Origin of the sequence: Pseudomonas sp. R4-35-07 (assembly GCF_003852235.1) — a bacterium.
In the GTDB taxonomy this organism is placed as follows: Bacteria; Pseudomonadota; Gammaproteobacteria; order Pseudomonadales; family Pseudomonadaceae; genus Aquipseudomonas.
Window position 1 is genome coordinate 24,433 of sequence record NZ_CP027732.1, and the last position, 24,004, is coordinate 48,436.

25 protein-coding genes are annotated in these 24,004 nt (G+C 60.5%); 15 read left to right on the plus strand and 10 right to left on the minus strand.

The window, feature by feature from the left end:
- Positions 1–4: 4 nt before the first annotated feature.
- Together hemF and aroE are read left to right on the plus strand one after the other, a co-directional pair.
- Positions 5–937: an oxygen-dependent coproporphyrinogen oxidase gene (hemF, locus tag C4J89_RS00110; protein ID WP_124413415.1), complete on the plus strand. Its 933-nt coding sequence runs from the start codon at positions 5–7 to the stop codon at positions 935–937.
- Complete coding sequence (aroE, locus tag C4J89_RS00115) at positions 937–1,755, plus strand: shikimate dehydrogenase (RefSeq protein ID WP_124360593.1); 819 nt, start codon at positions 937–939, stop codon at positions 1,753–1,755. Before hemF ends, aroE begins: the two co-directional genes overlap by 1 nt.
- Before the next feature lie 113 nt (positions 1,756–1,868).
- Here aroE and C4J89_RS00120 read toward each other — a convergent pair whose 3' ends face one another.
- The 3 genes from C4J89_RS00120 to betC form a co-directional block, all read right to left on the minus strand.
- Positions 1,869–3,437, minus strand: a complete 1,569-nt coding sequence (locus tag C4J89_RS00120) for a SulP family inorganic anion transporter (protein ID WP_124413416.1) — start codon at positions 3,435–3,437, stop codon at positions 1,869–1,871.
- Positions 3,438–3,606: 169 nt separating this feature from the next.
- Entirely contained in the window at positions 3,607–4,521 is a 915-nt protein-coding gene (gene choX, locus C4J89_RS00130; RefSeq protein ID WP_124413418.1) for a choline ABC transporter substrate-binding protein, read from the minus strand.
- Positions 4,522–4,537: 16 nt separating this feature from the next.
- A complete protein-coding gene (gene betC / locus C4J89_RS00135) occupies positions 4,538–6,052 on the minus strand; it encodes a choline-sulfatase (protein WP_124413419.1) in 1,515 nt (504 codons plus the stop codon).
- A 103-nt stretch (positions 6,053–6,155) separates the two neighbouring features.
- On the opposite strand from betC, the gene C4J89_RS00140 reads away from it, so the two are divergent.
- The 6 genes from C4J89_RS00140 (at position 6,156) to C4J89_RS00165 (ending at position 11,893) form a co-directional block, all read left to right on the plus strand.
- The gene (locus C4J89_RS00140; protein ID WP_124413420.1) at positions 6,156–7,106 is read left to right on the plus strand and encodes a LysR family transcriptional regulator; all 951 of its coding nucleotides are present in this window, start codon (positions 6,156–6,158) and stop codon (positions 7,104–7,106) included.
- A gap of 30 nt (positions 7,107–7,136) precedes the next feature.
- A complete protein-coding gene (locus C4J89_RS00145) occupies positions 7,137–7,463 on the plus strand; it encodes a DOPA 4,5-dioxygenase family protein (RefSeq protein WP_124360599.1) in 327 nt (108 codons plus the stop codon).
- A gap of 164 nt (positions 7,464–7,627) precedes the next feature.
- Positions 7,628–8,587 carry a 2-dehydro-3-deoxygalactonokinase gene (locus C4J89_RS00150; RefSeq protein WP_124413421.1) on the plus strand — a complete coding sequence of 320 codons (960 nt, stop codon included), beginning with the start codon at positions 7,628–7,630 and terminating at the stop codon, positions 8,585–8,587.
- 1 nt (position 8,588) lies between these two features.
- Complete coding sequence (locus C4J89_RS00155; protein WP_124360601.1) at positions 8,589–9,209, plus strand: 2-dehydro-3-deoxy-6-phosphogalactonate aldolase; 621 nt, start codon at positions 8,589–8,591, stop codon at positions 9,207–9,209.
- A gap of 48 nt (positions 9,210–9,257) precedes the next feature.
- Positions 9,258–10,406: a galactonate dehydratase gene (gene dgoD / locus C4J89_RS00160; protein WP_003170741.1), complete on the plus strand. Its 1,149-nt coding sequence runs from the start codon at positions 9,258–9,260 to the stop codon at positions 10,404–10,406.
- 179 nt (positions 10,407–10,585) lie between these two features.
- Positions 10,586–11,893, plus strand: coding sequence for an MFS transporter (locus tag C4J89_RS00165; protein ID WP_124413422.1), 1,308 nt, complete (start codon positions 10,586–10,588; stop codon positions 11,891–11,893).
- A 23-nt stretch (positions 11,894–11,916) separates the two neighbouring features.
- Here the strand turns inward: C4J89_RS00165 and trpA are convergent, their stop codons facing one another.
- Both trpA and trpB read right to left on the minus strand, forming a co-directional pair.
- Complete coding sequence (gene trpA, locus C4J89_RS00170) at positions 11,917–12,726, minus strand: tryptophan synthase subunit alpha (protein ID WP_124413423.1); 810 nt, start codon at positions 12,724–12,726, stop codon at positions 11,917–11,919.
- Positions 12,726–13,952: a tryptophan synthase subunit beta gene (gene trpB / locus C4J89_RS00175; RefSeq protein WP_124413424.1), complete on the minus strand. Its 1,227-nt coding sequence runs from the start codon at positions 13,950–13,952 to the stop codon at positions 12,726–12,728. Before trpB ends, trpA begins: the two co-directional genes overlap by 1 nt.
- Positions 13,953–14,062: 110 nt before the next feature.
- On the opposite strand from trpB, the gene C4J89_RS00180 reads away from it, so the two are divergent.
- Positions 14,063–14,959 (plus strand): LysR family transcriptional regulator, encoded by an 897-nt coding sequence (locus tag C4J89_RS00180; RefSeq protein ID WP_124413425.1) that lies wholly within the window; start codon positions 14,063–14,065, stop codon positions 14,957–14,959.
- Here C4J89_RS00180 and C4J89_RS00185 read toward each other — a convergent pair.
- Complete coding sequence (locus C4J89_RS00185; protein WP_003170746.1) at positions 14,956–15,282, minus strand: YqjD family protein; 327 nt, start codon at positions 15,280–15,282, stop codon at positions 14,956–14,958. The genes C4J89_RS00180 and C4J89_RS00185 overlap by 4 nt on opposite strands.
- Before the next feature lie 157 nt (positions 15,283–15,439).
- Here C4J89_RS00185 and C4J89_RS00190 point away from each other — a divergent pair, with 157 nt between their 5' ends.
- Positions 15,440–15,655 carry a dodecin gene (locus tag C4J89_RS00190; protein ID WP_057725727.1) on the plus strand — a complete coding sequence of 72 codons (216 nt, stop codon included), beginning with the start codon at positions 15,440–15,442 and terminating at the stop codon, positions 15,653–15,655.
- 116 nt (positions 15,656–15,771) lie between these two features.
- Positions 15,772–15,996, plus strand: a complete 225-nt coding sequence (locus C4J89_RS00195; protein WP_124413426.1) for a DUF1161 domain-containing protein — start codon at positions 15,772–15,774, stop codon at positions 15,994–15,996.
- A gap of 152 nt (positions 15,997–16,148) precedes the next feature.
- Here C4J89_RS00195 and C4J89_RS00200 read toward each other — a convergent pair whose 3' ends face one another.
- Positions 16,149–17,150: an LLM class flavin-dependent oxidoreductase gene (locus C4J89_RS00200; protein WP_124360607.1), complete on the minus strand. Its 1,002-nt coding sequence runs from the start codon at positions 17,148–17,150 to the stop codon at positions 16,149–16,151.
- A 215-nt stretch (positions 17,151–17,365) separates the two neighbouring features.
- On the opposite strand from C4J89_RS00200, the gene C4J89_RS00205 reads away from it, so the two are divergent.
- Together C4J89_RS00205 and C4J89_RS00210 are read left to right on the plus strand one after the other, a co-directional pair.
- The gene (locus C4J89_RS00205; RefSeq protein WP_124360608.1) at positions 17,366–17,797 is read left to right on the plus strand and encodes an OsmC family protein; all 432 of its coding nucleotides are present in this window, start codon (positions 17,366–17,368) and stop codon (positions 17,795–17,797) included.
- Between the two features lie 142 nt (positions 17,798–17,939).
- On the plus strand, positions 17,940–18,179 hold the full coding sequence (locus C4J89_RS00210) for a DUF1161 domain-containing protein (protein WP_124360609.1): 240 nt from the start codon (positions 17,940–17,942) through the stop codon (positions 18,177–18,179).
- Here C4J89_RS00210 and C4J89_RS00215 read toward each other — a convergent pair whose 3' ends face one another.
- Positions 18,180–18,602 carry a hypothetical protein gene (locus tag C4J89_RS00215; protein WP_124413427.1) on the minus strand — a complete coding sequence of 141 codons (423 nt, stop codon included), beginning with the start codon at positions 18,600–18,602 and terminating at the stop codon, positions 18,180–18,182. It abuts the gene before it with no gap.
- Between the two features lie 109 nt (positions 18,603–18,711).
- Here C4J89_RS00215 and C4J89_RS00220 point away from each other — a divergent pair, with 109 nt between their 5' ends.
- Positions 18,712–19,797, plus strand: a complete 1,086-nt coding sequence (locus C4J89_RS00220; RefSeq protein WP_124413428.1) for an aminopeptidase — start codon at positions 18,712–18,714, stop codon at positions 19,795–19,797.
- Between the two features lie 72 nt (positions 19,798–19,869).
- Positions 19,870–22,758, plus strand: coding sequence for an RHS repeat domain-containing protein (locus tag C4J89_RS00225; RefSeq protein WP_124413429.1), 2,889 nt, complete (start codon positions 19,870–19,872; stop codon positions 22,756–22,758).
- 16 nt (positions 22,759–22,774) lie between these two features.
- On the opposite strand, the gene C4J89_RS00230 is transcribed toward C4J89_RS00225, so the two are convergent.
- Both C4J89_RS00230 and C4J89_RS00235 read right to left on the minus strand, forming a co-directional pair.
- A complete protein-coding gene (locus C4J89_RS00230) occupies positions 22,775–23,434 on the minus strand; it encodes an HAD family hydrolase (RefSeq protein ID WP_124413430.1) in 660 nt (219 codons plus the stop codon).
- Positions 23,431–23,973, minus strand: a complete 543-nt coding sequence (locus C4J89_RS00235; RefSeq protein ID WP_124360614.1) for a gamma carbonic anhydrase family protein — start codon at positions 23,971–23,973, stop codon at positions 23,431–23,433. Before C4J89_RS00235 ends, C4J89_RS00230 begins: the two co-directional genes overlap by 4 nt.
- Positions 23,974–24,004: the final 31 nt, after the last annotated feature.

Here is a 24,004-nt window from a genome sequence, read left to right on the forward strand (position 1 = left end):
TGCCATGACTACCCGCACCGAGGCTGTTAAAGCCTACCTGCTTGACCTGCAAGACCGCATTTGCAGCGCCCTGGAAACCTTCGAGACGGACACACGCTTTATCGAAGACGCCTGGACCCGGCCTGCCGGTGGCGGCGGTCGCACCCGTGTGATTGAAAACGGTGCGGTGATCGAAAAAGGCGGCGTTAACTTTTCCCACGTGTTCGGCAGCGGCTTGCCGCCGTCCGCCAGTGCACACCGCCCGGAACTGGCCGGTCGCGGCTTCGAGGCGCTGGGGGTGTCGCTGGTGATCCATCCCCATAACCCCCATGTGCCGACGTCCCACGCCAATGTGCGCTTTTTCACCGCAGAAAAAGAAGGCGAAGAGCCGGTGTGGTGGTTTGGCGGCGGCTTTGACCTCACGCCGTACTACGGCAATGAAGAAGATTGCGTGCACTGGCATCGCGTGGCCGAGCAGGCCTGTGCGCCATTCGGCGCGGACGTCTACCCGCGTTATAAAGCCTGGTGCGACACCTATTTCCATATCAAGCACCGCAACGAGCCGCGTGGCATCGGCGGCCTGTTTTTCGATGATTTGAACGAATGGGGCTTCGACACCTGCTTCGCCTTCATTCGCGCCATCGGTGATGCCTATATCGATGCCTACCTGCCGATCGTGCAACGCCGCCAGGCGATGGCCTATACCGAACAGCAGCGCCAGTTCCAGGAGTTTCGCCGGGGGCGTTACGTCGAGTTCAACCTCGTCTATGACCGTGGCACCCTGTTCGGCCTGCAATCGGGCGGGCGTACCGAGTCGATCCTGATGTCGCTGCCGCCCCAGGTACGCTGGAGCTACGACTGGAAAGCCGAAGCCGGCAGCGATGAAGCGCGCCTCACCGACTACTTCCTGCAGGACCGCGACTGGCTCGGCCTGGCTGCGCCCAAGGCGGTGGAGTGATGGATCACTATGTCGTCTTCGGCAATCCCATCGGCCACAGCAAGTCGCCGTTGATTCACCGCATGTTCGCCGAACAGACCGGTGAGCAACTGGACTACAGCACACTGCTCGCGCCGCTGGAGGATTTCACCGGCTGCGCCCGTGAGTTCTTTCAACACGGGCGTGGCGCGAACGTCACCGTGCCGTTCAAGGAAGACGCTTTCCGGCTGGCCGACACCCTCACCGAGCGCGCCCAACGCGCCGGCGCGGTGAATACCCTGAGCAAGTTGGCCGATGGCACATTGCTGGGGGATAACACCGATGGGACCGGCCTGGTGCGCGACCTGACGGTAAACGCCGGGCTCAACCTGCAAGGCAAGCGCATCCTGCTGCTGGGCGCCGGTGGCGCGGTGCGCGGCGTGTTGGAACCGCTGCTGGCCGAGAGGCCTGCCTCGCTGATTATCGCTAACCGCACCGTGGAAAAAGCGGAAGTGCTGGCCGAGCTGTTCGACGACCTGGGGCCGGTGTCGGCCAGTGGTTTCGATTGGCTGCGTGAGCCGGTGGACGTAATCATCAACGCCACTTCCGCCAGCCTGACGGGCGATGTACCGCCGATTGCGGGCAGTTTGATCGAACCGGGCAAGACGTTCTGCTACGACATGATGTACGCCAAGGAGCCCACCGCGTTCTGTCGCTGGGCTGAGGAACACGGTGCTGCGGTAGCGATGGATGGGCTGGGCATGCTGGTGGAACAAGCGGCGCAAGCCTTCTTCCTGTGGCGCGGCGTGCGCCCGGAATCAGCGCCGGTACTGGCCGAGCTGCGCCGTCAGTTGGTCTGACACAAATCAAATGTGGGAGGGGGCTTGCCCCCGATAGCGGTGTTTCAGTCAACATGTGAGTAGCTGACAGACCGCCATCGGGAGCAAGCCCCCTCCCACAGTTTTGATCGCGTTCAGTCTTCGAAATGGATGGGGCACTTGTCTGGCCCTTCCAGTTTCTTCAACTCTTCAACGACTTGTGGCCTGGCGCCACGCAACGTCAGGCTACGTCTGTGCCGCTTCAACCGCCGCGCCTCCTGATGCAGCATCTCCACCCCGGAATAGTCGATAAAGTTGATCTGCTGCGACTCGATCACCACCCGCTCGCCCTGCAGACTCTGCAGGCGCACTTGCAGGTAGTGACTGGCGCCAAAAAAGATCGAGCCACCCACTCGCAATACATCCTCGTCACCGTCGCGCCATTGCTGAATGCGCGGTTGTGAGGTGCGCTTGAGGTAGAAAAACAGCGACGCGAGCACGCCCGCATAAATCGCCGTTTGCAGTTCCAGCAGCAAGGTGGCGACACACGTCAGGCCCATCACCACAAATTCGGCGCGGCTCACACGGAACAACGCACGGATGCCTCGGCGGTCCACCAGCCCCCAGCAGATCAGCAGGATGCTCGCCGCCATGCTTGGGATCGGAATGTGTGCGATCAGCCCCGCGCCAAACAGCGCGAACAGTGCGACCCAGAGCGCGGAAAACACGCCGGCCAATGGCGAGCAGGCACCCGCCTCGTAACTGAGGCCGGACCGGGTGAAGGAACCCGCCGACACATACCCGGAGAAAAATCCGCCGATGATATTGGATAAACCCTGGGCTCGGACTTCCTGATTCGCGTCGAGCAATTGCTGGGAACGGGCCGACAGTGAGCGGGCAATCGACAGGCTGGTCACCAGCCCCAGCATGCCCACGGCCACCGCACTCGGTAGCAGACGCAAGATCGTATCCAGATCCATTGGCAATGAACGCATGGGCGGCAGCTGGCCGATAAACGCACTGACCAGCGCCACATGCCCGAACAGCGCCGGCCACAGCCACGCGGCCAGGCTGCCCAGGACCAGGGCGATCAATAGCGTCGGCCAGCGCGGCATCAGGTATTTGAGCAGCGCGCCCACCAGCAAAGTGCCCAAGCCCAGGGCGAGCGAGGCGCGGTCCCACTCGCCGCCATGCTCGAGCAGCGCCAGCAGGCTGTTGATGGCGGTGGCCTGGCTCGCAAGCTCCAGCCCCAGCAGGTTGGGCAACTGGCCTAGGGCAATCACGACGGCGGCGCCGAGGGTGAAACCGAGTACCACGGAATGGGAGACGAAATTCACCAGCGCGCCGAAGCGCAGCATGCCCAATAGCCACTGGAAAACGCCGGCGAGGAAGGTCAGCAGCAGGATCAAGGTGACGTAATCCTGGGAACCCGGCACCGCCAGCGGGCTGATACTGGCGTAGAGCACGATGGAGATCGCCGCTGTAGGACCGCAGATCAGGTGCCAGGACGAACCCCACAGGCAAGCGATCAACACCGGGATGATTGCGGCGTACAGGCCGTATTCGGGTGGGAGACCAGCGATGAGCGCGTAAGCAATCGACTGCGGCAAGGCGAGCACGGCACCGCTGAGGCCAACCATCGCGTCCCGGCCGACGCTGGCGTGGGTTTGGCGCGGGAGCCAACTCAGGAAAGGAAAGAGTGTGTGACGGTTGGGCCGGGGCATCGCGAGCTCGGATAAAAAGGTTTGAGCCAGGGTATCAGGCTGCCACTGATCGTTCCCCCGCTCTGCGTGGGAATGCCTCTTGTGACGCTCCGCGTCACGGTTTTAAAGCGGACGCAGAGCGTCCAGGAATGCATTCCCACGCGGAGCGTGGGAACGATCGCATGTGTCTTTAAAGTTTGGCTTTTACCGCCGGCAACGCATCCTGGCCATCCAGCGTCTTCACACCTTCCAGCCACTTGTCCAACACCGCCGGATTGGCCTTGATCCAAGCCTTCGCGGCGTCCGCATTGCTGACCTTATTGTTCACCACGTCAGCCATGATGCTGTTCTCCATGGCCTGAGTGAAACTCAGGTTGGTCAGCAGTTTCCCCACATTCGGGCAGGCTTGCGCATAACCCTTACGGGTCAACGTGTAGACGCTGCCGGTGTCACCAAAATACTTCTCGCCGCCCTTGAGGTAGCGCATTTTCAACTGCACGTTCATCGGGTGCGGCGTCCAGCCGAGGAAGGTGACGAATTTCTGCTTTTTCACCGCCCGTGACACTTCCGCCAGCATCGCCTGCTCACTCGACTCGATCAGCTTCCACTGGCCAAGCTCGAAGTCATTTTTCTTGATGATCTCCTGCAGCGAGATATTCGCCGGTGCGCCGGAGCCGATGCCGTAGATCTTCTTGTCGAACTTGTCGGCAAATTTATTCAGATCGGCAAAATCATGCACGCCGGCTTCCCACACGTAGTCCGGTACGGCGAGGGTGAACTCGGTGCCGTCGAGGTTCTTCGCCAGTTGCACCACCTCGCCGTTCGCCACGAACTTGTCATAGAAGCCTTGCTGCGCCGGCATCCAGTTGCCCATGAACACGTCGACCTTGCCGTCCCTGAGCCCGCCGAAGGTAATCGGCACTGCCAGGGCGTCGACCTTAGCCTTGTAGCCCATGCCGCTCAGCAGAAAACCGGTGATGGCGTTGGTCGCCGCGATGTCGCTCCAGCCGGGGTCGGCCATTTTCACCGTTTCACAACTGGCGTCCGCGTAGGCATTGGCGCTGCTCAACGCCAGAATGCCCAGCACAACCGTTAATTTTTGCATGGCCTTCCCTCTGAATTTATTGGTTTTGGCAGGGTTGTGGATAACGTGCCTTGCGCTCCAGGTCGTCGAGGTCGATATGGTTGCGCATGTACTGCTGACTGGCGTCTACCAGGGGCTGGTGATCCCAGCTCTTCAGCTTGCCTCGGGTCAGTGCCTCGAATACCAGGCGACGGCGGCGTTGGCTGGCGAGCACCTGTTGGTGGATCGCCGGGATGTCCCATTTGGCCCGCGCTTCGTTCAAAAACGCCTCAAACAGTAGCCGGTGTACCGGTGACTGGCTGAGGTTCTCCCGCTCGTGCGGGTCGTTGTGCACATCGAACAGCAGACAAGGGTCGTCTTCGCTGTAGATGAATTTGTAGGCGCCTCGGCGAATCATCATCAGCGGGCTGATGGTGCCTTCGGCCATGTATTCGCCAAACACTTCGTCATGCCCGCCCTCGCCTTTGAGGTGCGGCAGCAGCGAGCGGCCATCCAGTGGCAGGCGTGGGTCCAGCTCGCCGCCGGCCAATTCCACCAGGGTCGGCAACAGGTCGGCGGTCGACACGGCGTGGGTCACACGGCGCGCCGCGAATTGCCCCGGCGCACTGACCAGCAGCGGCACCCGGGCGGCCATTTCGAACCAGTGCATTTTGTACCAGAGGCCACGTTCGCCCAACATGTCGCCGTGGTCGCCGGAGAAAATGATGATGGTGTTATCGGCCAGGCCGGTGTCTTCCAGGGTTTGTAGCAGCTTGCCGACGTTGCTGTCGATGTAGCTGCACGCGCCGAAGTAGGCACGGCGCGCATCGCGGATTTTATCCACAGGCAGCGGCTTGTCCCACAGGTCGTAGACCTTGAGCAAACGCTGGGAGTGCGGGTCAAGATCATCCTGCGCTGGCGTTGCAGGCAAGGGGATGTCGGCGTCGTCGTACAGGTCCCAGAACGGCTTGGGAATGGTGTACGGGTCGTGGGGATGGGTCATTGACACGGTCAGGCAGAACGGTTGCTCGCCGTCCTCGCGGATATGATCGAACAGGTATTGCTGGGCCTTGAACACCACCTCCTCGTCGAAATCCAGCTGGTTGGTACGCACGCATGGCCCGGCTTGCAGCACCGAGGACATGTTGTGGTACCAGGTGGGGCGTACATCCGGTTCATCCCAGTTCACTGCCCACCCGTAGTCCGCCGGGTAGATGTCGCTGGTCAGGCGCTCTTCATAACCGTGCAACTGGTCGGGACCGCAGAAATGCATCTTGCCCGACAGCGCGGTGCGGTAACCGAGGCGCCGCAGGTAATGGGCGTAAGTGGGTACATCGGCCGGGAAGTCTGCCGCGTTGTCATAGGCGCCGATCTTGCTTGGCAGCTGGCCGCTGACCAAGGTAAAGCGCGAGGGCGCGCACAGCGGGCTGTTGCAGTAGGCAGCGTCGAAGACCACGCCGTGTTCGGCGAGGCGGCTCAGGTTGGGCAACTTGATCGGGGAAGATCCGTAGAAGGGCAGCATCGGTGCGGCCATTTGATCGGCCATGATGAAAAGAATGTTATTGCGCTTCATGGGTTCTCGGCATTCCATAGGCAGTGTTTATGCGAATGAGCATGCAGCCCGCTTAAAGCGTGGTAAAGCCCATGAAGAACAATGCCTAGGATAAGCACAGCTTATGTATGAAGCGCTCGGTGACCTCTCCCTTGATCTGCTGCGCGCGTTCGAAGCGGCGGCGCGTCAGCGCAGTTTCACTGCCGCCGCGATGGAGCTGGGCACCACTCAGCCGGCCATCAGCCAGCAGATCAAACGCCTCGAAGAGCAGTTGGCGATCCGCTTGTTCGACCGCATCTACCGTGGCATCGAGTTGACCGAAGCGGGCGCCCTGCTGTTCGAACACGTCCAAGCCGGCCTGCACGCCATTAACCTGGGCTTGAGCACCGTCACCGAGCAAGACCAGCATGAAGTGCTGCAAGTGGCCACCGACTTCGCCTTCGCCGCCTACTGGCTGATGCCGCGCCTGCATCGTTTCCACCAGGCCAACCCGCAGGTGGATGTGAGCCTGGTGACCAGCGAGCGCAACCACGCCAGCCTGCGCAGTGACATCGACGTGGCGGTGCTGTTTGGTGACGGACGCTTCAAGCAAGGCGACAGCCTATGGCTGTTCAACGAGGAAGTGTTCCCGGTGTGCAGCCCGCAGTGGCTCAAGCAGCAGGCCACCGCGCTGACGGTGCAGACCCTGCCGGACTACCCGTTGCTGCACTTGCGCCAGGAAAACAACCGCCACTGGTTCGACTGGGCCGGCGTGTTTCGCGAGCTGGGAATCAGCGCCGCGCCCACCCCTGGGCAATTGCGTTTCGACAATTACACGCTGTTGATCCAGGCGGCCATTGCCGGCCAGGGCGTTGCGATCGGCTGGCGCCATCTGGTGGATGACCTGCTGGAGCAGAACTGGTTGTGCCGACCGATCAGCGACACGGTGATCTCGCGTTTCGGCTATTACGTGGTGCAGCCCCAGCGCAAGCGTCGTCGGCAGTTGGTCGAACGGTTTGTCGATTGGCTGGTGGCGGAGCAGGCCAGCAGCGCGCAGTCATTGACCGGGCTGGCCCTGCCGTCGATTGCGGTCTAGGATCGCTGCACAGTGGAACCGGAGTCCGGCATGCAACGTATCAAGGGCTATCACGCCCATATCTACTTCGACGCCAGCACGATCGACCAGGCGCGCACCTTGTGTGAAGACGCGGCAGCGCTCTTTCCGCTACGCATGGGGCGCGTGCATGAGCGTCCGGTAGGCCCGCACCCGGACTGGAGTTGCCAGCTGGCGTTCGAGCCGGAATACATCGGCGTGGTGCTGCCCTGGCTGGCGCTGCATCGCAATGGCTTGGTGGTGTTCCTGCACCCTGACACCGGCGATGACCTGAAGGACCACACTGATTACGCGGTCTGGATGGGTGCGATGCGCGAGCTGGATTTGTCTATTTTTTAACCGTTATGTGCTGACGCAATTCGCATCTTCCCAAGGATGTGTAAGATTTTACGTGCCTATCTCCCAATATATGGGACTGTTATTTATATATTGAGATGTTGCCAGGCATAGGTTTATATTCGCCCATCTGCTTTTTTCAGCACCCACTCATTTCAGGTGAAGCGATGCAGGCGCAATTGATCGCGCTCGATTGGGGAACCAGCTCCCTTCGTGCTTACAAACTAGGTCCCGCCGGCGTGGTTCTGGAACAACGCGCACTGCCCTGGGGCATCATGCATTTGCCCAGCGAACCGCGTGACATCGCGGGTGTTCGCTGCAGCAATGGCTTTGAGTTGGCATTCGATAGCGCCTGCGGGGATTGGCTTGACGCCCAGCCCGAACTGCCGGTGATCGCCTGCGGCATGGTGGGTAGCGCACAGGGTTGGAGCGAAGCGGCTTATCGCAACACCCCGGTGGATGTTGCCAGCCTGGGCCAGGCGCTGCACAAGGTGCGCAGCGTGCGTGGCGTCGATGTGCATATCGTGCCGGGCGTGATCGAACAAGTCGGCCTGCCCAATGTGATGCGCGGCGAAGAAACCCAGGTACTCGGTGTGCTGCACGGGCTCGCTACCGACGTACTGATCGGCCTGCCGGGCAGCCATTCCAAATGGGTCGAGGTGGTCGAGGGCTGTATCACGCACTTCGACACGTTCATGACCGGCGAGCTGTTCGCCATATTGAGCAAGCACAGCATCCTGGGACGCACCCAGCAATCATCGGAACATTTCCACACCGAGGCGTTTGACCGAGGCGTGGCTGTCGCGCTGTCGGTGGACGGCCAGCGCGGCGTGCTCTCGACCCTGTTCAGTGCCCGCACCCTAGGGCTGACCGCCGAACTTACGCCTGAGCAGCAGCCCGACTACCTGTCCGGCCTGCTGATCGGCCATGAACTCGCCGGGTTACCCGACAGCGCCAAACGCAAGCCGATCATCCTGGTCGGCGCCGCCCCCCTCTGCGCCCGCTATCAACGCGCTCTCGCCCAGTGCGGCTTCGCCCGCGTCAGCCTGGCGCAGGAAGCCAGCGAGCGCGGCTTGTGGCAACTGGCCGAGGCGGCCGGGCTCACTCAACCTGTAACGGAGGCCTGACATGCTCAAGAAAGCACTCGCACAAAACGGTTTGATCGCGATCCTGCGCGGTGTGCGTCCGGACGAAGCCCAAGCTGTCGGCCAGGTGCTGTACCAGGCCGGTTTTCGCGTGATCGAGGTGCCGCTGAACTCTCCGGACCCCTACACCAGCATCCGGACCCTGCGCGACAGCCTGCCCGCCGATTGCCTGATCGGTGCCGGTACGGTGTTGACGCCCGAGCAGGTCGAGCAGGTCAAAGCCGCCGGCGGTCAAGTGATCGTCATGCCGCACAGCGATGCCAAGGTATTGCGTGCGGCGAAAGCGGCGGGCCTGTACCTGTCACCGGGCGTGGCCACGCCGACCGAGGCCTTTGCCGCACTGGCCGAAGGCGCCGACGTGCTGAAGCTGTTTCCGGCCGAGCAAATGGGCCCGGCGGTGATCAAGGCGTGGCTCGCAGTATTGCCGGCGGGCACGTTGCTGCTGCCGGTAGGCGGTATCACCCCGGACAACATGCAGGTATTCACCGACGCCGGTGCCAAAGGCTTCGGGCTGGGCTCGGGCTTGTTCAAGCCGGGCATGTCCGTGGAGCAGGTCGCGAGCCGCGCCCAGGCGTACGTCGCGGCCTGGAAAGCCCTGAGCTGATTTCAAGTTCCGCGCCTGCTGGCGCCGCATCTACAAGAGAGATAACAGATGAAAATCACCAAACTGACGACCTTCATCGTCCCGCCGCGCTGGTGCTTCCTCAAAGTCGAAACCGACCAGGGTGTCACCGGCTGGGGTGAGCCCGTGGTTGAAGGCCGCGCCCACACCGTGGCCGCTGCCGTCGAAGAATTGTCCGACTACCTGATCGGTAAAGACCCACGCAATATCGAAGACATCTGGACCGTGCTCTACCGTGGCGGTTTCTACCGGGGCGGCGCGGTGCACATGAGCGCCCTGGCCGGTATCGACCAGGCGTTGTGGGACATCAAGGGCAAGGCCCTGGGCGTTTCCGTCAGCGACCTGCTGGGTGGCCAGGTGCGTGACAAGATCCGCGTGTATTCGTGGATCGGTGGCGACCGCCCGGCAGACACTGCCCGCGCCGCCAAAGAGGCCGTGGCTCGTGGTTTCACTGCGGTGAAAATGAACGGCACCGAAGAGCTGCAGTTCGTCGACAGCTTCGAAAAAGTCGACCTGGCCCTGGCCAACGTCGCGGCGGTACGCGATGCGGTCGGCCCCAACGTGGGCATCGGCGTCGACTTCCATGGCCGTGTGCACAAGCCGATGGCCAAGGTGCTGATGAAGGAGCTGGACCCGTACAAGCTGATGTTCATCGAAGAGCCGGTACTCAGCGAAAACTACGAGGCCCTCAAGGAACTGGCACCGCTGACCAGCACCCCGATTGCCCTGGGCGAGCGCCTGTTCTCGCGCTGGGACTTCAAGCGTGTGCTCAGCGAAGGCTACGTCGACATTATTCAGCCGGATGCGTCCCACGCCGGCGGCATCACCGAAACCCGCAAGATCGCCAACATGGCCGAAGCCTACGACGTGGCCCTGGCCCTGCACTGCCCGCTGGGCCCGATCGCCCTGGCGGCCTGCCTGCAACTGGATGCGGTTTGCTACAACGCCTTTATCCAGGAGCAAAGCCTGGGCATTCACTACAACGAGAGCAACGACCTGCTCGACTATGTGCGTGACCCCGGCGTGTTCGATTATGACCAGGGCTTCGTGAAGATCCCCAACGGCCCGGGCCTGGGCATTGAGATCAACGAGGAATATGTGATCGAGCGGGCGGCCATTGGTCATCGCTGGCGCAACCCGATCTGGCGCCATGCCGATGGCAGTTTCGCCGAGTGGTGATTTCCAACTGATCGAACACGGTTAGAAATGTGGGAGGGGGCTTGCTCCCGATAGCGCAGTGTCAGGCGACACTTTGGCGGCAGGTTCACCGCTATCGGGAGCAAGCCCCCTCCCACATTTGATTCGGTTTCTTCAGTCAGTCCTATCCAGACCTCAATAAACACAAGAAGAGGCACCCCATGCATCCTGAACCCTCAAGCGGACAGGCTTCCTTAGTCACGCCTAGCCGAAAGCGCTTCTTCATCATGGTGCTGCTGTTCATCACCGTGGTGATCAACTACCTCGACCGCAGCAACCTGTCGATTGCCGCCCCTGCGCTGACCAGCGAGCTGGGCATCGACCCGGTCCATGTCGGGCTGATTTTCTCGGCGTTCGGCTGGACCTACGCCGCCATGCAGATTCCTGGTGGCTGGCTGGTAGACCGTGTGCCCCCGCGCATTCTCTACACTGCGGCCCTGCTGCTGTGGTCGATCGCCACCGTCATGCTCGGCTTTGCCGCCAGCTTCATCGCCTTGTTCGTGCTGCGCATGGCCGTCGGCGCCCTGGAAGCCCCGGCCTACCCGATCAACAGCCGGGTTGTGACCACCTGGTTTCCCGAGCGCGAGCGCGCCACGGCGATTGGCGTCTACACCTCCGGGCAGTTCGTCGGGCTGGCGTTCCTCACGCCCGTGCTGGCCTGGCTGCAGCATGCGTTCGGCTGGCACATGGTGTTCGTCGCCACCGGTGGTGTCGGCATCCTATGGGCGGTGATCTGGTATGCGGTGTATCGCGAGCCCAAGGATTTCAAAGGCGCCAACGCGGCGGAAATCCAGTTGATCCGCGACGGCGGCGGCCTGGTGGATATGCAGGCGCAAGCGACCAAGGCGCCATTCAGTTGGGTCGACCTCGGCATTGTGCTGAGCAAGCGCAAGTTGTGGGGCATCTACCTGGGGCAGTTTTGCCTGAACTCGACCCTGTGGTTTTTCCTGACCTGGTTCCCGACCTACCTGGTGAAGTATCGCGGGATGGACTTCATCAAGTCCGGCCTGCTGGCCTCGTTGCCGTTTCTGGCGGCGTTCGTCGGTGTGCTGTGCTCGGGGATTTTTTCCGATTGGCTGATTCGCCGGGGCGCCTCGGTGGGCTTTGCGCGCAAGTTGCCGATCATTGGCGGGCTGCTGATTTCCACCGCGATCATCGGCGCCAACTACGTGGACTCCACAGCCTGGGTGATTGCCTTCCTGGCGCTGGCGTTTTTCGGCAATGGCCTGGCGTCGATCACCTGGTCGCTGGTGTCCACGCTGGCACCCGCGCGTCTGTTGGGGCTGACCGGTGGTGTGTTCAACTTCATCGGCAACCTGTCGGCCATTGCCACGCCGATCGTGATTGGTTTTCTCGCCAGCGGTGATTCGTTTGCGCCAGCGATTACCTACATTGCGGTGCTGGCGCTGCTTGGGGCACTGTCCTATGTGTTACTGGTGGGCAAGGTCGAGCGCATCGAGCTTTCCTAGCGCAAGAGCCAACACAGGCGCGCTTACCGACGAGCGTTACGCACGCCTTGCGACAGCGCCGCGCAATGGCTCAATACGCCATCGATCGCTTGCTGGTCGCTGCTGGCGTTGGCGATGTGATCGATCAGCGCAGAACCCACCACCACACCGTCCGCCAGGCGCGCGATGGCCGCCGCTTGCTCCGGTGTACGGATACCGAAGCCGATGCTGATCGGCAGGTCAGTGTGGCGACGCAGCCGGGCGACGGCCTCCTCGACGTGTTCCAGGGTCGCGGCGCCGGCACCGGTCACGCCGGCGACCGACACGTAGTACACAAAGCCGGAGCTGCCATTGAGTACGGTCGGCAGGCGCACATCGTCAGTGGTCGGGGTGGTCAGGCGGATAAAGTCGATGCCAGCGGCCTGGGCCGGGTCGCAGAGCTCGCCGTTATGCTCGGGCGGCATGTCGACCACGATCAGCCCATCGACCCCGGCCTCTTTGGCGTCGGCAATGAACTGCGGCACGCCGTATTTGTGGATCGGGTTGAAGTAACCCATCAGCACCAGTGGCGTGTCGTTGTTGTCCTTGCGGAACTCGCGGACCATCTGCAGGGTTTTCGCCAGGTTTTGCCTGGCTTCCAGCGCACGGATGTTGGCCAACTGGATCGCCGGGCCATCAGCCATCGGGTCGGTGAAGGGCATGCCCAGCTCGATCACGTCTGCGCCTGCGGCGGGCAAGCCTTTGAGGATGGCCAGCGAGGTGTCATAACCCGGGTCGCCGGCGGTGACGAAGGTCACCAGGGCGGCGCGGTTTTGTTCTTTCAGCTGTGCAAAGCGGGTGTGCAGGCGGCTCATCAGTGTTTCTCCTGCTGGGTGGTTTGCATATGGTGCATCACCGTCTGCATGTCTTTGTCGCCACGGCCGGACAGGTTGACCACCATCAGGTGATCGGCAGGCAACGTCGGTGCGCGCTTGAACACTTCAGCCAGGGCGTGTGCGCTTTCCAGCGCGGGAATGATCCCTTCCAGGCGGCAGCATTTGTGGAAGGCGTCGAGGGCTTCATCGTCAGTCACCGAGGTGTACTGGACGCGGCCGATGTCGTGCAACCAGGCGTGTTCAGGGCCTATGCCGGGGTAGTCCAGGCCTGCGGAAATCGAGTGGGCGTCGATGATCTGGCCATCATCGTCCTGCAGCAGGAAGGTGCGGTTGCCGTGCAGTACACCGGGTACCCCGCCGTTGAGGCTGGCGGCGTGCTTGCCGGTTTCGATGCCGTGGCCGGCCGCTTCAACGCCGATGATTCCGACGCTGGTGTCATCCAGGAACGGGTGGAACAGGCCCATGGCGTTGGAGCCGCCACCGATGCACGCCACCAGGCTGTCCGGCAGGCGGCCTTCCTGGGCTTGCAGCTGGTCGCGGGTTTCCTTGCCGATGACGGCCTGGAAGTCGCGGACCATGGTCGGGTACGGGTGCGGGCCAGCCACAGTACCGATCAGGTAGAAGGTGCTGTCGACGTTGGTTACCCAGTCACGCAGGGCTTCGTTCATGGCATCTTTCAGGGTACCGGTGCCGGCGACCACCGGGATCACCTCGGCGCCCAGCAGCTTCATGCGGAACACGTTGGCCTGTTGGCGCTCGATGTCGGTGGTGCCCATGTAGATCACGCATTGCAGGCCGAAACGCGCGGCCACGGTGGCGGTCGCCACGCCGTGCATGCCGGCGCCGGTCTCGGCGATGATGCGTTTCTTGCCCATGCGCCGCGCCAGCAGGATCTGGCCGATGCAATTGTTGATCTTGTGCGCGCCGGTATGGTTCAGCTCTTCACGCTTGAGGTAGATCTTGGCGCCGCCGCAGAACTCCGTCAGGCGTTCAGCGAAGTACAGCGGGCTTGGGCGCCCGACATAATCGCGCTGGAAGTAGGCCAATTCTTCGTTGAACGCTGGATCGATCTTGGCGGCTTCGTATTCACGGGCCAGCTCAAGGATCAACGGCATCAGCGTTTCAGCGACGTAGCGGCCGCCAAACGCGCCAAACAGGCCGTTGGCGTCAGGGCCGTTGCGCAGATCGGTCTGGGACTGGGTCATGGGGCGCTCCAGGAAAGAATGGGTGTAGAGAACAATGAGGGCCACTCTACCCCTGCCGCTCCCGGCTGAAAACCGATAAGATCGCCGCAACCTGTCAGGAAAACTCACAGATGAGTCGAGACCTTCCGCCGCTCAACGCGCTACGCGCGTTTGAAGCCACCGCCCGCCTCAGCAGCGTCAGCCAGGCGGCCGAGCAATTGCACGTCACCCATGGCGCAGTCAGTCGCCAATTGAAAGTGCTGGAAGAACACTTGGGCGTGAGCCTGTTCGTCAAGGATGGGCGCGGCCTTAAACTCACAGATGCCGGGGCCAGGCTGCGCGATGTCAGTGCCGAGGCGTTTGAACGTCTGCGGGATGTTTGCGCCGAACTCAGCCAAAACAGCGCCGATGCGCCGTTTGTGCTTGGTTGTTCAGGCAGTTTGCTGGCGCGTTGGTTTATTCCACGCTTGGGGCGCTTGAATGCGGACCTGCCGGACTTGCGTTTACACCTGTCGGCGGGCGAAGGCGATCTGGACCCGCGACGCCCAGGGCTGGACGCCCTGCTGGTATTTGCCGAGCCACCGTGGCCGGCGGATATGCAGGTGTATGAGTTGGCAAGCGAGCGTATTGGCCCGGTGATGAGCCCACGATTTGCAGGCTACGCAAACCTGCTTCACGCGCCCGCTGCAGCCTTGTGTGGCGAAGCGCTGCTGCATACCACGTCACGTCCGCAGGCCTGGCCGAGTTGGGCGCAGCAACACGCAATCGATCCCGGCGCGCTGAAGCTCGGCCAGGGTTTTGAGCATTTGTATTATTTGCTGGAAGCGGCGGTTGCAGGGCTGGGTGTGGCAATCGCGCCGGAGCCGCTGGTGGCAGAGGACCTGCGAGCGGGTCGCCTGGTGGCGCCATGGGGCTTCAGTGAAACCCCGGCGCACCTGGCGTTATGGCTACCCAAGCGCGCCGCAGACGGGCGCGCCGGGCAACTGGCGCAGTGGCTCAAGGCTGAGCTGGCGCGCCAACCGGTTTAGTCGCCGCGTTTGCACAGCAGGTAAGCCGCCAGCAGGCCGAGGGCACCTACAGCGACGCCGGCTGTGGTCCATGGGTGCTCTTGGGCGTAGTCCCGAGTAGCAACACCGGTTTCGCGAATTTTGACTTTGCTTTCTTCATAGGCATCGCTGATCAGGTGGCGAGAGTGCTTGAGGGCATTCTCGGCATTGCTTTTCAGGGCCTTCAGCGTTTTGCGCGACTCATCGGATGCATCATCCTTGAGGCTCTCAAGGGATTTGAGCAGGCTCGAAATCTCGGCTTCCATGCTTTCCAGCGACGCTTTGCGTAAAGAAGTGTTGGCCATGTGGACATCTCCTGAAGTGATTGAGTGGCATGTGTAGATACCGACTGCGGCGGTTTCGGAAAGTGCATTAAATCTGAACTTTCGTAGCCGAGCGGTCGCCTCAAGCAGTACGAATATTCACTGCTTGTCTTGATTGACGACCTACAGGAGAAACACCATGAGCGAACATCACACCTACAAGAAAGTCGAATTGGTGGGCTCATCCACCACCACCATCGAAGATGCGATCCAGAATGCCCTGGCCGAAGCCAGCAAAAGCCTCAAGCATCTGGAATGGTTTGAAGTGACTGAAACCCGTGGGCATATCGAGAATGGCAAGGTTGCACACTATCAGGTCACCCTGAAGGTAGGATTCCGAATTGCCAGTAGTTGATCGGGCGCGTGGAACTTTGATCGCTGGCCGATTGCCATAACCTGCGCTACATACAATGGGTGCCGACGTCATAGGCGTCGGCACGCTCTTTTCGACCAGCGCAAGGAAAGTATCGGATGAAGAAGTTTCTGTTAGCGGTAGGTTTGTTGAGCATCGCCGGCACGGCCCTGGCGGCGGGCAAGCCTTGTGAAGAGCTGAAAAGCGAATTGGCTGCGAAGCTCGATGCTAAAGGCGTTCAGGACTATTCGCTGGATGTTGTCGACAAAGGTGCAGCAGCCGATGCCAAGGTGATTGGCAGCTGTGAAGGCGGCACCAAGGAAATCGTCTACAAGCGCGGTTAAGCCCGTGTTGCAGACCTAAAAACCGACGCACTTGTGGCGAGGGAGCTTGCTCCCGCTGGAGTGCGTAGCGCTCCCTTTTTTTGGGGCCGCTTCGCAGCCCAGCGGGAGCAAGCTCCCTCGCCACAGACGCGTCGGTTTTTTTTGCCCGGAATTCAGCCCTTCATCAACTGCGCCAGCAGTTCGTAGGAATGAATCCGGTCGGCATGCTCGTACAGGTCGCAGGTAAAGATCAGTTCATCAGCGCCGGTCTGCTCGATCAGCACCTCCAGTTTGGCGCGGATCTTCGCCGGGCTGCCTACCATCGCCAAGCCGAGGAAACTGCCGACCGCGTCTTTTTCGTGGGGCAGCCACAGGCCGTCCATGGTTTTGACCGGTGGCCGCTGCACCAGGCTCTGCCCACGCATCAGTGCGAGAATGCGCTGGTACACCGAGGTGGCAAGGTAGTCAGCTTGTTCATCGGTGTCAGCGGCCACCAGCGGAATGCCAAGCATGACGTAGGGCTTTTCCAGCACGGCCGAAGGCTTGAAGTGATTGCGGTACACGCGAATCGCCTCATGCATCAGGCGCGGTGCGAAATGTGAGGCGAACGCGTAAGGCAAGCCACGTTCACCGGCCAATTGCGCGCTGAACAGGCTCGAGCCCAACAGCCATACCGGCACGTTGGTGCCGGTGCCCGGTACCGCAATCACCCGTTGGTCGGGCGTGCGTGGGCCGAGGTAGGCCATCAGTTCGGCCACGTCTTCAGGGAAGTCGTCGGCACTGCCGGAGCGTTCACGGCGCAGGGCGCGGGCGGTCATCTGGTCGGAACCGGGCGCACGGCCCAGGCCCAAGTCGATACGGCCGGGGTACAAGCTTTCCAGGGTGCCGAACTGCTCGGCAATCACCAGCGGCGCATGGTTGGGCAGCATCACCCCACCGGAGCCGACACGGATAGTCGAGGTGCCCCCGGCCAGGTAGCCGAGCAACACCGACGTGGCCGAGCTGGCGATACCGTCCATATTGTGGTGTTCAGCCACCCAGAAACGGTTGTAGCCGAGTTTTTCCACGTGCCGGGCAAGGTCCAGGGAATTGCGCAGCGATTGCGCCGCACTGCCGTTGGCGCGAACGGGCACCAGGTCGAGGGTCGAGTACTTAACGTCGGACAGCGATTTCATAGCCTGCTTCTCCAATGGGGGCGCAGGCTTCTCAGACGAACCAAAACCTGCCGCTTCATGTGCATGTTCTATGCAATGAGGGCATATACCCGAGATTCAATAGCAGGCATGAAATTTCCTACCTGAATGGTAGGTTTTTCCGACAAGGTGAACTTTGCCACGGTGTCTATCCTCAGAACCTTACTGACGCAAAACTACCGTTCGAGGAGAAAGCTATGAGTATCGTTAAAAAGGCATCCGCGCATTGGGAAGGCGATCTGAAGACTGGCCTGGGTTCCATTTCCACGGAAACTGGCGTGCTGCGCGAGGCGCCCTACGGCTTCAAGGCCCGTTTCGAAGGCGGCAAGGGCACCAACCCTGAAGAGCTGATCGGCGCGGCCCACGCCGGCTGTTTCTCCATGGCCTTTTCCATGATTCTCGGCGACGCGGGCCTGAAGGCTGACAGCATCGACACCCAGGCCGAAGTGAGCCTCGACCAGGTCGAGGGTGGTTTTGCGATTACCGCCGTGCATCTGGTTCTCAAGGCCAAGATCCCAGGCGCCAGCCAGGCGCAGTTCGACGAACTGAGCAAAAAGGCCAAGGAAGGGTGCCCGGTGTCCAAAGTGCTGAACGCAACCATCACCCTGGATGCCACACTGGTTAACTGACACACCCTCCATGTGGCAGGGGGCTTGCCCCCTGCCACATTTAGTTTTGCGTTAAATCAGAACTCGTATTTCATAGATGTGGTCCTATAGCCTATGCAGCCTAGGCGCACACTCGTGCGCATGCATTCAGGGAGCTTCACACATGAAACGTTTTGCCTTGGCAATCATCTGCGGTGTATTGGCCACTTCGGCCGTGGCCGCGCCAAAAGATTGTGAAGAGCTCAGGAAGGAAATCGAAGTGAATATCCAGGCCAAGGCGATCCCGTCCTACACCCTGGAAATCATCACTGCCGAAGAAGCCAAGAACCACGACAGCGCCATGATTGTTGGTTCGTGCGAAAACGGCACCAAGCGCATCCTCTACCAGAAAAACAACGACTGATCAGATGCAGTTCACACTGCGCTCCTCGGCCAGCAACTGACGCGCCGAGTCATACAGGCGGATGTTGGGGGTGAAGGCCAGTGAGCGACCTTCCAGTACGTAGCGTTGGCCAGCCTGGAAATGGTCGTACTGCAAGGTCATGAAGCAGGTTCGATACATCATCTGGCTGAGCCCCCCCAAACCACCGCCGGCGGGCACTTCGAAATCGAAGCGCACCATCAGTTCGTGGGGGCCGGGCGGCATTTGGAAAAAGCGCCCGTCGTCGAGGTTTTTCCCGTCCAGCCGCTGAGCCATGACCAATTTGGAGCCCGGTGTCGGCGTGGTGAAGTCTACCCAGGCCTGCCGAGGGTCGACTGGCGGGACGGGCGTCAATGCGCAAGCGCTGAGGAACAGGGCGGCGATGGGATACAGAAGCTGGCGCATGGCAGGTACTCAACGCGAGAAGATAGTTTGAGTATAAACACGCCATCGTGTGGAACATCACTTCAAACGTATCAGTCTGGCGCACACATCACCCAGGAGCAGTCGCGGCATGATCAGGCGTTTTCTTCCGGGGTTGCTCGCGATGCTGCTCAGCGGCTGCTCCAGCGTCAGTTACTACAGCCAGTTGGCGAGTGGTCAGTGGCAGCTGCTGCGGGCGCGGGAACCGGTGGCCGAGGTCATCGCCGATCCAACCCGTCCTCAAGGGTTGCGCGAGCATCTGGTGCAATCCCAGAAAGCTCGTACTTTCGCCAGCGAACACCTGCACTTGCCCGACAATCAAAGTTACCGGCTCTACGCCGATATTGGCCGACCCTATGTGGTCTGGAATGTCTTCGCCACGCAGGAATTTTCTCTATCGCCTGAAAACCATTGTTTTCCCATCGCCGGTTGCGTCGCCTACCGCGGCTATTACAGCCAGGGCGCGGCACGCGGCGAAGCGGCATTGCTGCGCCAACAAGGTATGGACGTGTCGATTGGCGGCGTCGAGGCGTATTCCACCTTGGGTTGGTTCAACGACCCGATCATCAGTTCGATGCTGCACTGGGGCGATGAGCGCCTGGCCACGTTGATCTTCCATGAGCTGGCGCATCAGCGCTTCTATGTGAAGGACGACACCGAATTCAATGAGTCATTCGCCAGCTTCGTCGAGCAGGAAGGTACCCGCCAGTGGCGAGCCGCCCGTGGACTGGCGCCGCTGAGCGATGGGACGCTGCAGCAGCGTGACCAGTTCATTCGCCTGATTCTCGATACCCGCAAACGCCTGGAAACCCTCTACGCACAGCCCTTGGCGCGCGAAGCCATGCGCCAGGCCAAGGCGGCGGAGTTCGAACGCCTGCGCCTTGAGTACCGACAGATGCGCGACAGCCAATGGGGCGGTGACAAGCGCTATGACGCGTGGATCAACCAGCCGATGAACAACGCACGGCTGTTGCCTTTCGGCCTATATGACCAATGGGTGCCGGCGTTTGCAGCATTGTTTCGGCAGGAAGGCGGGGATTGGGTCAGGTTTTATCAGGCGGTGCGCGCATTGGGCGGTTTGGCTTCGCAAGAGCGCAAGATTCGTTTGAGGCAATTGATGAACGAATATCAGGGGATGAATGCGCAGAGCACGTTTGACGCGAGCAGATACAAGTAATATCTACATATCCCACCGCTCTGAGACGCGCTCATTAGAGTTTCCTGACCTTTACAGCGTCAGGGTTTCCTCATGTCTCTACCCTTGCATCAAAACACACCAACGTTAACGGCGATCGATCCACGCGGGTTGGCTGTGCGCACGGTCGCTTATTACCGGCCGACTGCCCAAGTCGAGCTTGAGGCGCGTATTACCCGTCAAGCGTTCAATGCCTCGGGTTTCGTCGTGCAGCAGTACGGGTCACGTCAGTGGATGGCAAGTGACGCCAAAGGGGTGAAAAAAGCCAGTCACGTGACGGTCTACAGCCTTGGCGGTCAGCCGATCTACAGCGATAGCACGGATGCGGGCTGGCGCTTGACGTTACTGGGGGGCGCGGGTCAATGGGTGCACAGGTGGGATGGTCGCGGCGCTCACCGTAAGTGCAACTATGACGCTTCGCTGCGGCCCGTGGCGGTGTTTGAACAAGCGGCCGATGATTCATCTGAGCGATGTGTAGAAAGGTTGGAATATGCAGGTTATTCAACGGCTGAGGCGGTGAATAATCGCTGTGGCCGGCTGGTGTTGCATGACGGCGAATGCGTCAGAACGCGCTTTGAGGAGTATGGCCTGCAGGGGCATGTATCAAGGCAGGCGCAGCGTTTTCTTCGAGAGATTGCGACGGTCAACTGGCCCTTGCAACCCACACAGCGAGAAGCTTTATTGCAGGATGAAGACTTCGTGACGTCATGGCGCTTCAGTGCATTGGGGGAAGCGCTTGAGCAGGTAGATGCAAAAAACAATGTAAAAGACAGTCGTTATGGACGCACCGGTGAGCTACTGGAAGTTGGCATCACCCTGGCGGGCGGTACTCGTCAGGTCATCGCGGATGGGGCCGACTACAACGCCCATGGTCAGATGCTAACGCAACGTGCTGGAAACGGCGTAGTGAGCGAGTGGACCTACGACCCACGCAGCCAGCGTGTGGAGCGATTATTGACCTATCGCAGCAGGGCAAAGAAAGAGCGGTTGCAGGATTTGGCATACACCTATGACCACGTCGGCAATGTGATCAAAATCGTCGACGCAGCCCAACCCATCCAATGGTCAAGCAACGCCCAGGTCATGGCTGTCAGCCATTACCAATATGACACTTTATATCAGCTGGTCCGGGCCAGTGGTCGAGAGAGTGCGCACAATAGCGCTGGATCGGGGCTGCCAAGGCAGGCGACTTTCGGCGCCGCAAATGATAGCCAATGGCGCAACTACACCCGAACCTATACCTATGACGCCGATGGCAATCTGCAAAAGCTGCAGCATATGCCTAGCAACGGCAGCGGCTATACACGAACAATGAAGGTAGCGACGCTCGGAAACCAAAGTCTGCCGACTACTGGCCCATTGATCGAGTCGCCTGCATTGGGCAAGGGCTTCGACCTCAATGGCAACCAGCAGCAACTCGAGCGTGGGCAGACCATGAACTGGGATGTGTCCAACCGACTGATCAGTGTTGCCTTGGTGACCCGTGAGGAGGCGGCCAACGATGAAGAGCTGTACGGCTATGATGCGTTCGGCCAGCGCGTGATAAAAAATAGCGTGGTTCGGGCTGGCGCACTCACCCATCGTGCGCAGGTTTGCTATCTGCCGGGGCTGGAAGTACGGCGCGACAGTGCCAGCGGCGAATGGCTGAATGTCTTGAATATTGAAGTCGGTCGCTACAGCGTGCGGATACTTCAATGGGAAAAAGGTCGCCCTTCCGAGCTTGCGAACAATTCCATTCGTTGCAACTTGGCGGATCATTTGGGCAGCAGCACCCTGGAGCTGGATGAAAAAGCCCTGCTGATCAGTCAGGAAAGTTATTACCCATTTGGCAGCACTGCGTGGTGGGCGGCGAGAGGCGCCATCGAGGCACGCTATAAAAGTTGCCGCTACAGTGGCAAGGAGCGCGATGCTACTGGGCTGTATTACTACGGGATGCGTTACTACGCACCCTGGTTGCAGCGTTGGATCAGCCCGGACCCGGCAGGGACACTTGACGGACTGAATCGATACAGGATGGTGCATAACAACCCGATGAACAGGGTTGATCGTCAAGGGATGATTACATCCTTGCCCACCGACTGGAGTTCGGCAGGTCAAGGCAGGCTGCCAAGCTTTGGGCATCACGTGTCCCTGGGCGCTGCACAGGGCGTGGTACTGGGCGGGGCTGCTGCGCTAGGGGCCAAGCTGACGGGCATTGTGGTGCCCTCAGTGGCGTTCGGCGCGTTCGTTGCGGGAGGCGTAGGTTTTGCCGCAGTACGCAACGTTTCGGATGAAATCCGTCATTCATTGTGGGTAGGGTCACCCAGTTATAAAAAGCTCGTGGCGGGTGCGCAGGCAGCTTCTGTCCTGTTGAATGCAGCGTATGCGGCGATCAATGACCCTGCTAACGCAACTGAATTGAATCAACTGGATGCATTGTTTTTCGGGGCGGCGCAGGGCTCGAGCAATCTGCAGGAAACGATGTCTGCGGTGAGTTATTACCATGACAACTTACACAGAATAAGCGTCATGGAGCACCATGAAGGCAGGACGACGGTAGAGGCTATTTCAGCCAGAGGCACATTGGCGTCCGGCAGGCTGACGATGCCAGGCGTAAAACGACTGATGTATTTTCAGCGGGACTTTCTAGAACGGTCTTCTGCAGAGGAAATTGCTCACACCTTCATTCATGAAGTCACTCACAGCGCACTCGCGACCCACGATGAAGGCGGCAGTTCGGCCACCGAGGACACGTTATCGTCCTATTTGAGTCGATTGCGCAGTCAGAGGATTTCACCTGCCACCAGTGCAGAAGCCAATGCTCATTATTTTTCTTTGTTGGCCGCCTTGCACCTCAATAAAGCCGACTATCTGCGCAGAAAAAACCTGTTAGCCAGTGGAATATCCGCTCACCCTGCAAGCTCACCGGCCGCACATGCTCCAGTGCGCAGACGGAGGCCTTGAAAACCCGCGTGGCGTGTTAACGATGGTCCATAAACGCCTGGTGCAGCTCGGCCAATGTTTCAAAATGCCAGGTCGGCGCTTCGGCATTCAGCTCTGCAAAGCTGCCAAACCCATACCCCACCGCCGCCGAGTCGAGCCCATTGCTGCGTGCGCCGATCAAGTCATGCTTGCGGTCACCGATCATCAAGGTGGTGGTCGGGTCCAGCCCTTCTTCACGCACCAGGTGGGCGATCAGCTCGACCTTGTTGGTGCGCGTGCCATCCAGCTCGCTGCCGTAAATCACCTTGAAGTGTTTGGCGAAGTCGAAATGCCGTGCGATCTCACGGGCAAACTCCCACGGTTTGGATGTGGCCACATACAGCTGGCGGCCTTGGCTGTTCAGTTCTTCGAGCAAGGGCATCACGCCATCGAACACATGGTTTTCATAGAGCCCTGTGACCCTGAAACGCTCACGATAAAAATTCACCGCTTGCCACGCCTTGGCCTCGTCGAAGCCGTAGAACTGCATGAACGCTTGCAGCAACGGCGGGCCGATGAAGTGTTCGAGGCGGGACAGGTCTGGCTCGTCGATGCCCAGCTTGCCCAGGGCGTACTGGATCGAGCGGGTGATGCCCTCGCGTGGGTCGGTAAGGGTGCCATCGAGGTCGAACAGCACGGTTGGGTGGTGCAGGGTCATCGGTCGAATCCTTCAGCCAGGTGCAGGTCTTTGAGCTTCACGTAGTTCGCTGCGCTGTAGGTGAAAAAGGCACGCTCCTTGTCAGTCAACGGGCGTACCTGTTTAACCGGGCTGCCGACGTACAAAAAGCCGCTGTCGAGTTTCTTGCCCGGCGGCACCAGGCTGCCGGCCCCGATGATCACGTCATCCTCCACCACTGCGCCGTCCATCACGATGCTGCCCATGCCGATCAGGATGCGGCTCCCCACGGTGCAGCCATGCAGCATGACTTTGTGGGCGATGGTCACGTCGTCACCGATCAACAGCGGGAAACCGTCCGGGTTGAACGGGCCGGCGTGGGTGATGTGCAGCACGCAGCCATCCTGCACGCTGGTGCGCGCGCCGATACGGATGCGATGCATGTCGCCGCGAATCACCGTCAAGGGCCAGACTGAGCTGTCGGCGCCGATTTCGACATCGCCGATCACCACCGCCGAAACATCGACAAAAGCCCCGGTGCCCAGGGTTGGCGTGTGGTTCTGATAGGTGCGAAGGGTCACGATAGCCTCTCTCTGTTGTACTGATAGCTGC

Coding starts and splice junctions, on each gene's coding strand:
- hemF (WP_124413415.1), top strand. CDS start 5: ATGACTACCCGCACCGAGGCTGTTAAAGCCTACCTGCTTGACCTGCAA.
- aroE (WP_124360593.1), top strand. CDS start 937: ATGGATCACTATGTCGTCTTCGGCAATCCCATCGGCCACAGCAAGTCG.
- C4J89_RS00120 (WP_124413416.1), bottom strand. CDS start 3,437: ATGCCCCGGCCCAACCGTCACACACTCTTTCCTTTCCTGAGTTGGCTC.
- choX (WP_124413418.1), bottom strand. CDS start 4,521: ATGCAAAAATTAACGGTTGTGCTGGGCATTCTGGCGTTGAGCAGCGCC.
- betC (WP_124413419.1), bottom strand. CDS start 6,052: ATGAAGCGCAATAACATTCTTTTCATCATGGCCGATCAAATGGCCGCA.
- C4J89_RS00140 (WP_124413420.1), top strand. CDS start 6,156: ATGTATGAAGCGCTCGGTGACCTCTCCCTTGATCTGCTGCGCGCGTTC.
- C4J89_RS00145 (WP_124360599.1), top strand. CDS start 7,137: ATGCAACGTATCAAGGGCTATCACGCCCATATCTACTTCGACGCCAGC.
- C4J89_RS00150 (WP_124413421.1), top strand. CDS start 7,628: ATGCAGGCGCAATTGATCGCGCTCGATTGGGGAACCAGCTCCCTTCGT.
- C4J89_RS00155 (WP_124360601.1), top strand. CDS start 8,589: ATGCTCAAGAAAGCACTCGCACAAAACGGTTTGATCGCGATCCTGCGC.
- dgoD (WP_003170741.1), top strand. CDS start 9,258: ATGAAAATCACCAAACTGACGACCTTCATCGTCCCGCCGCGCTGGTGC.
- C4J89_RS00165 (WP_124413422.1), top strand. CDS start 10,586: ATGCATCCTGAACCCTCAAGCGGACAGGCTTCCTTAGTCACGCCTAGC.
- trpA (WP_124413423.1), bottom strand. CDS start 12,726: ATGAGCCGCCTGCACACCCGCTTTGCACAGCTGAAAGAACAAAACCGC.
- trpB (WP_124413424.1), bottom strand. CDS start 13,952: ATGACCCAGTCCCAGACCGATCTGCGCAACGGCCCTGACGCCAACGGC.
- C4J89_RS00180 (WP_124413425.1), top strand. CDS start 14,063: ATGAGTCGAGACCTTCCGCCGCTCAACGCGCTACGCGCGTTTGAAGCC.
- C4J89_RS00185 (WP_003170746.1), bottom strand. CDS start 15,282: ATGGCCAACACTTCTTTACGCAAAGCGTCGCTGGAAAGCATGGAAGCC.
- C4J89_RS00190 (WP_057725727.1), top strand. CDS start 15,440: ATGAGCGAACATCACACCTACAAGAAAGTCGAATTGGTGGGCTCATCC.
- C4J89_RS00195 (WP_124413426.1), top strand. CDS start 15,772: ATGAAGAAGTTTCTGTTAGCGGTAGGTTTGTTGAGCATCGCCGGCACG.
- C4J89_RS00200 (WP_124360607.1), bottom strand. CDS start 17,150: ATGAAATCGCTGTCCGACGTTAAGTACTCGACCCTCGACCTGGTGCCC.
- C4J89_RS00205 (WP_124360608.1), top strand. CDS start 17,366: ATGAGTATCGTTAAAAAGGCATCCGCGCATTGGGAAGGCGATCTGAAG.
- C4J89_RS00210 (WP_124360609.1), top strand. CDS start 17,940: ATGAAACGTTTTGCCTTGGCAATCATCTGCGGTGTATTGGCCACTTCG.
- C4J89_RS00215 (WP_124413427.1), bottom strand. CDS start 18,602: ATGCGCCAGCTTCTGTATCCCATCGCCGCCCTGTTCCTCAGCGCTTGC.
- C4J89_RS00220 (WP_124413428.1), top strand. CDS start 18,712: ATGATCAGGCGTTTTCTTCCGGGGTTGCTCGCGATGCTGCTCAGCGGC.
- C4J89_RS00225 (WP_124413429.1), top strand. CDS start 19,870: ATGTCTCTACCCTTGCATCAAAACACACCAACGTTAACGGCGATCGAT.
- C4J89_RS00230 (WP_124413430.1), bottom strand. CDS start 23,434: ATGACCCTGCACCACCCAACCGTGCTGTTCGACCTCGATGGCACCCTT.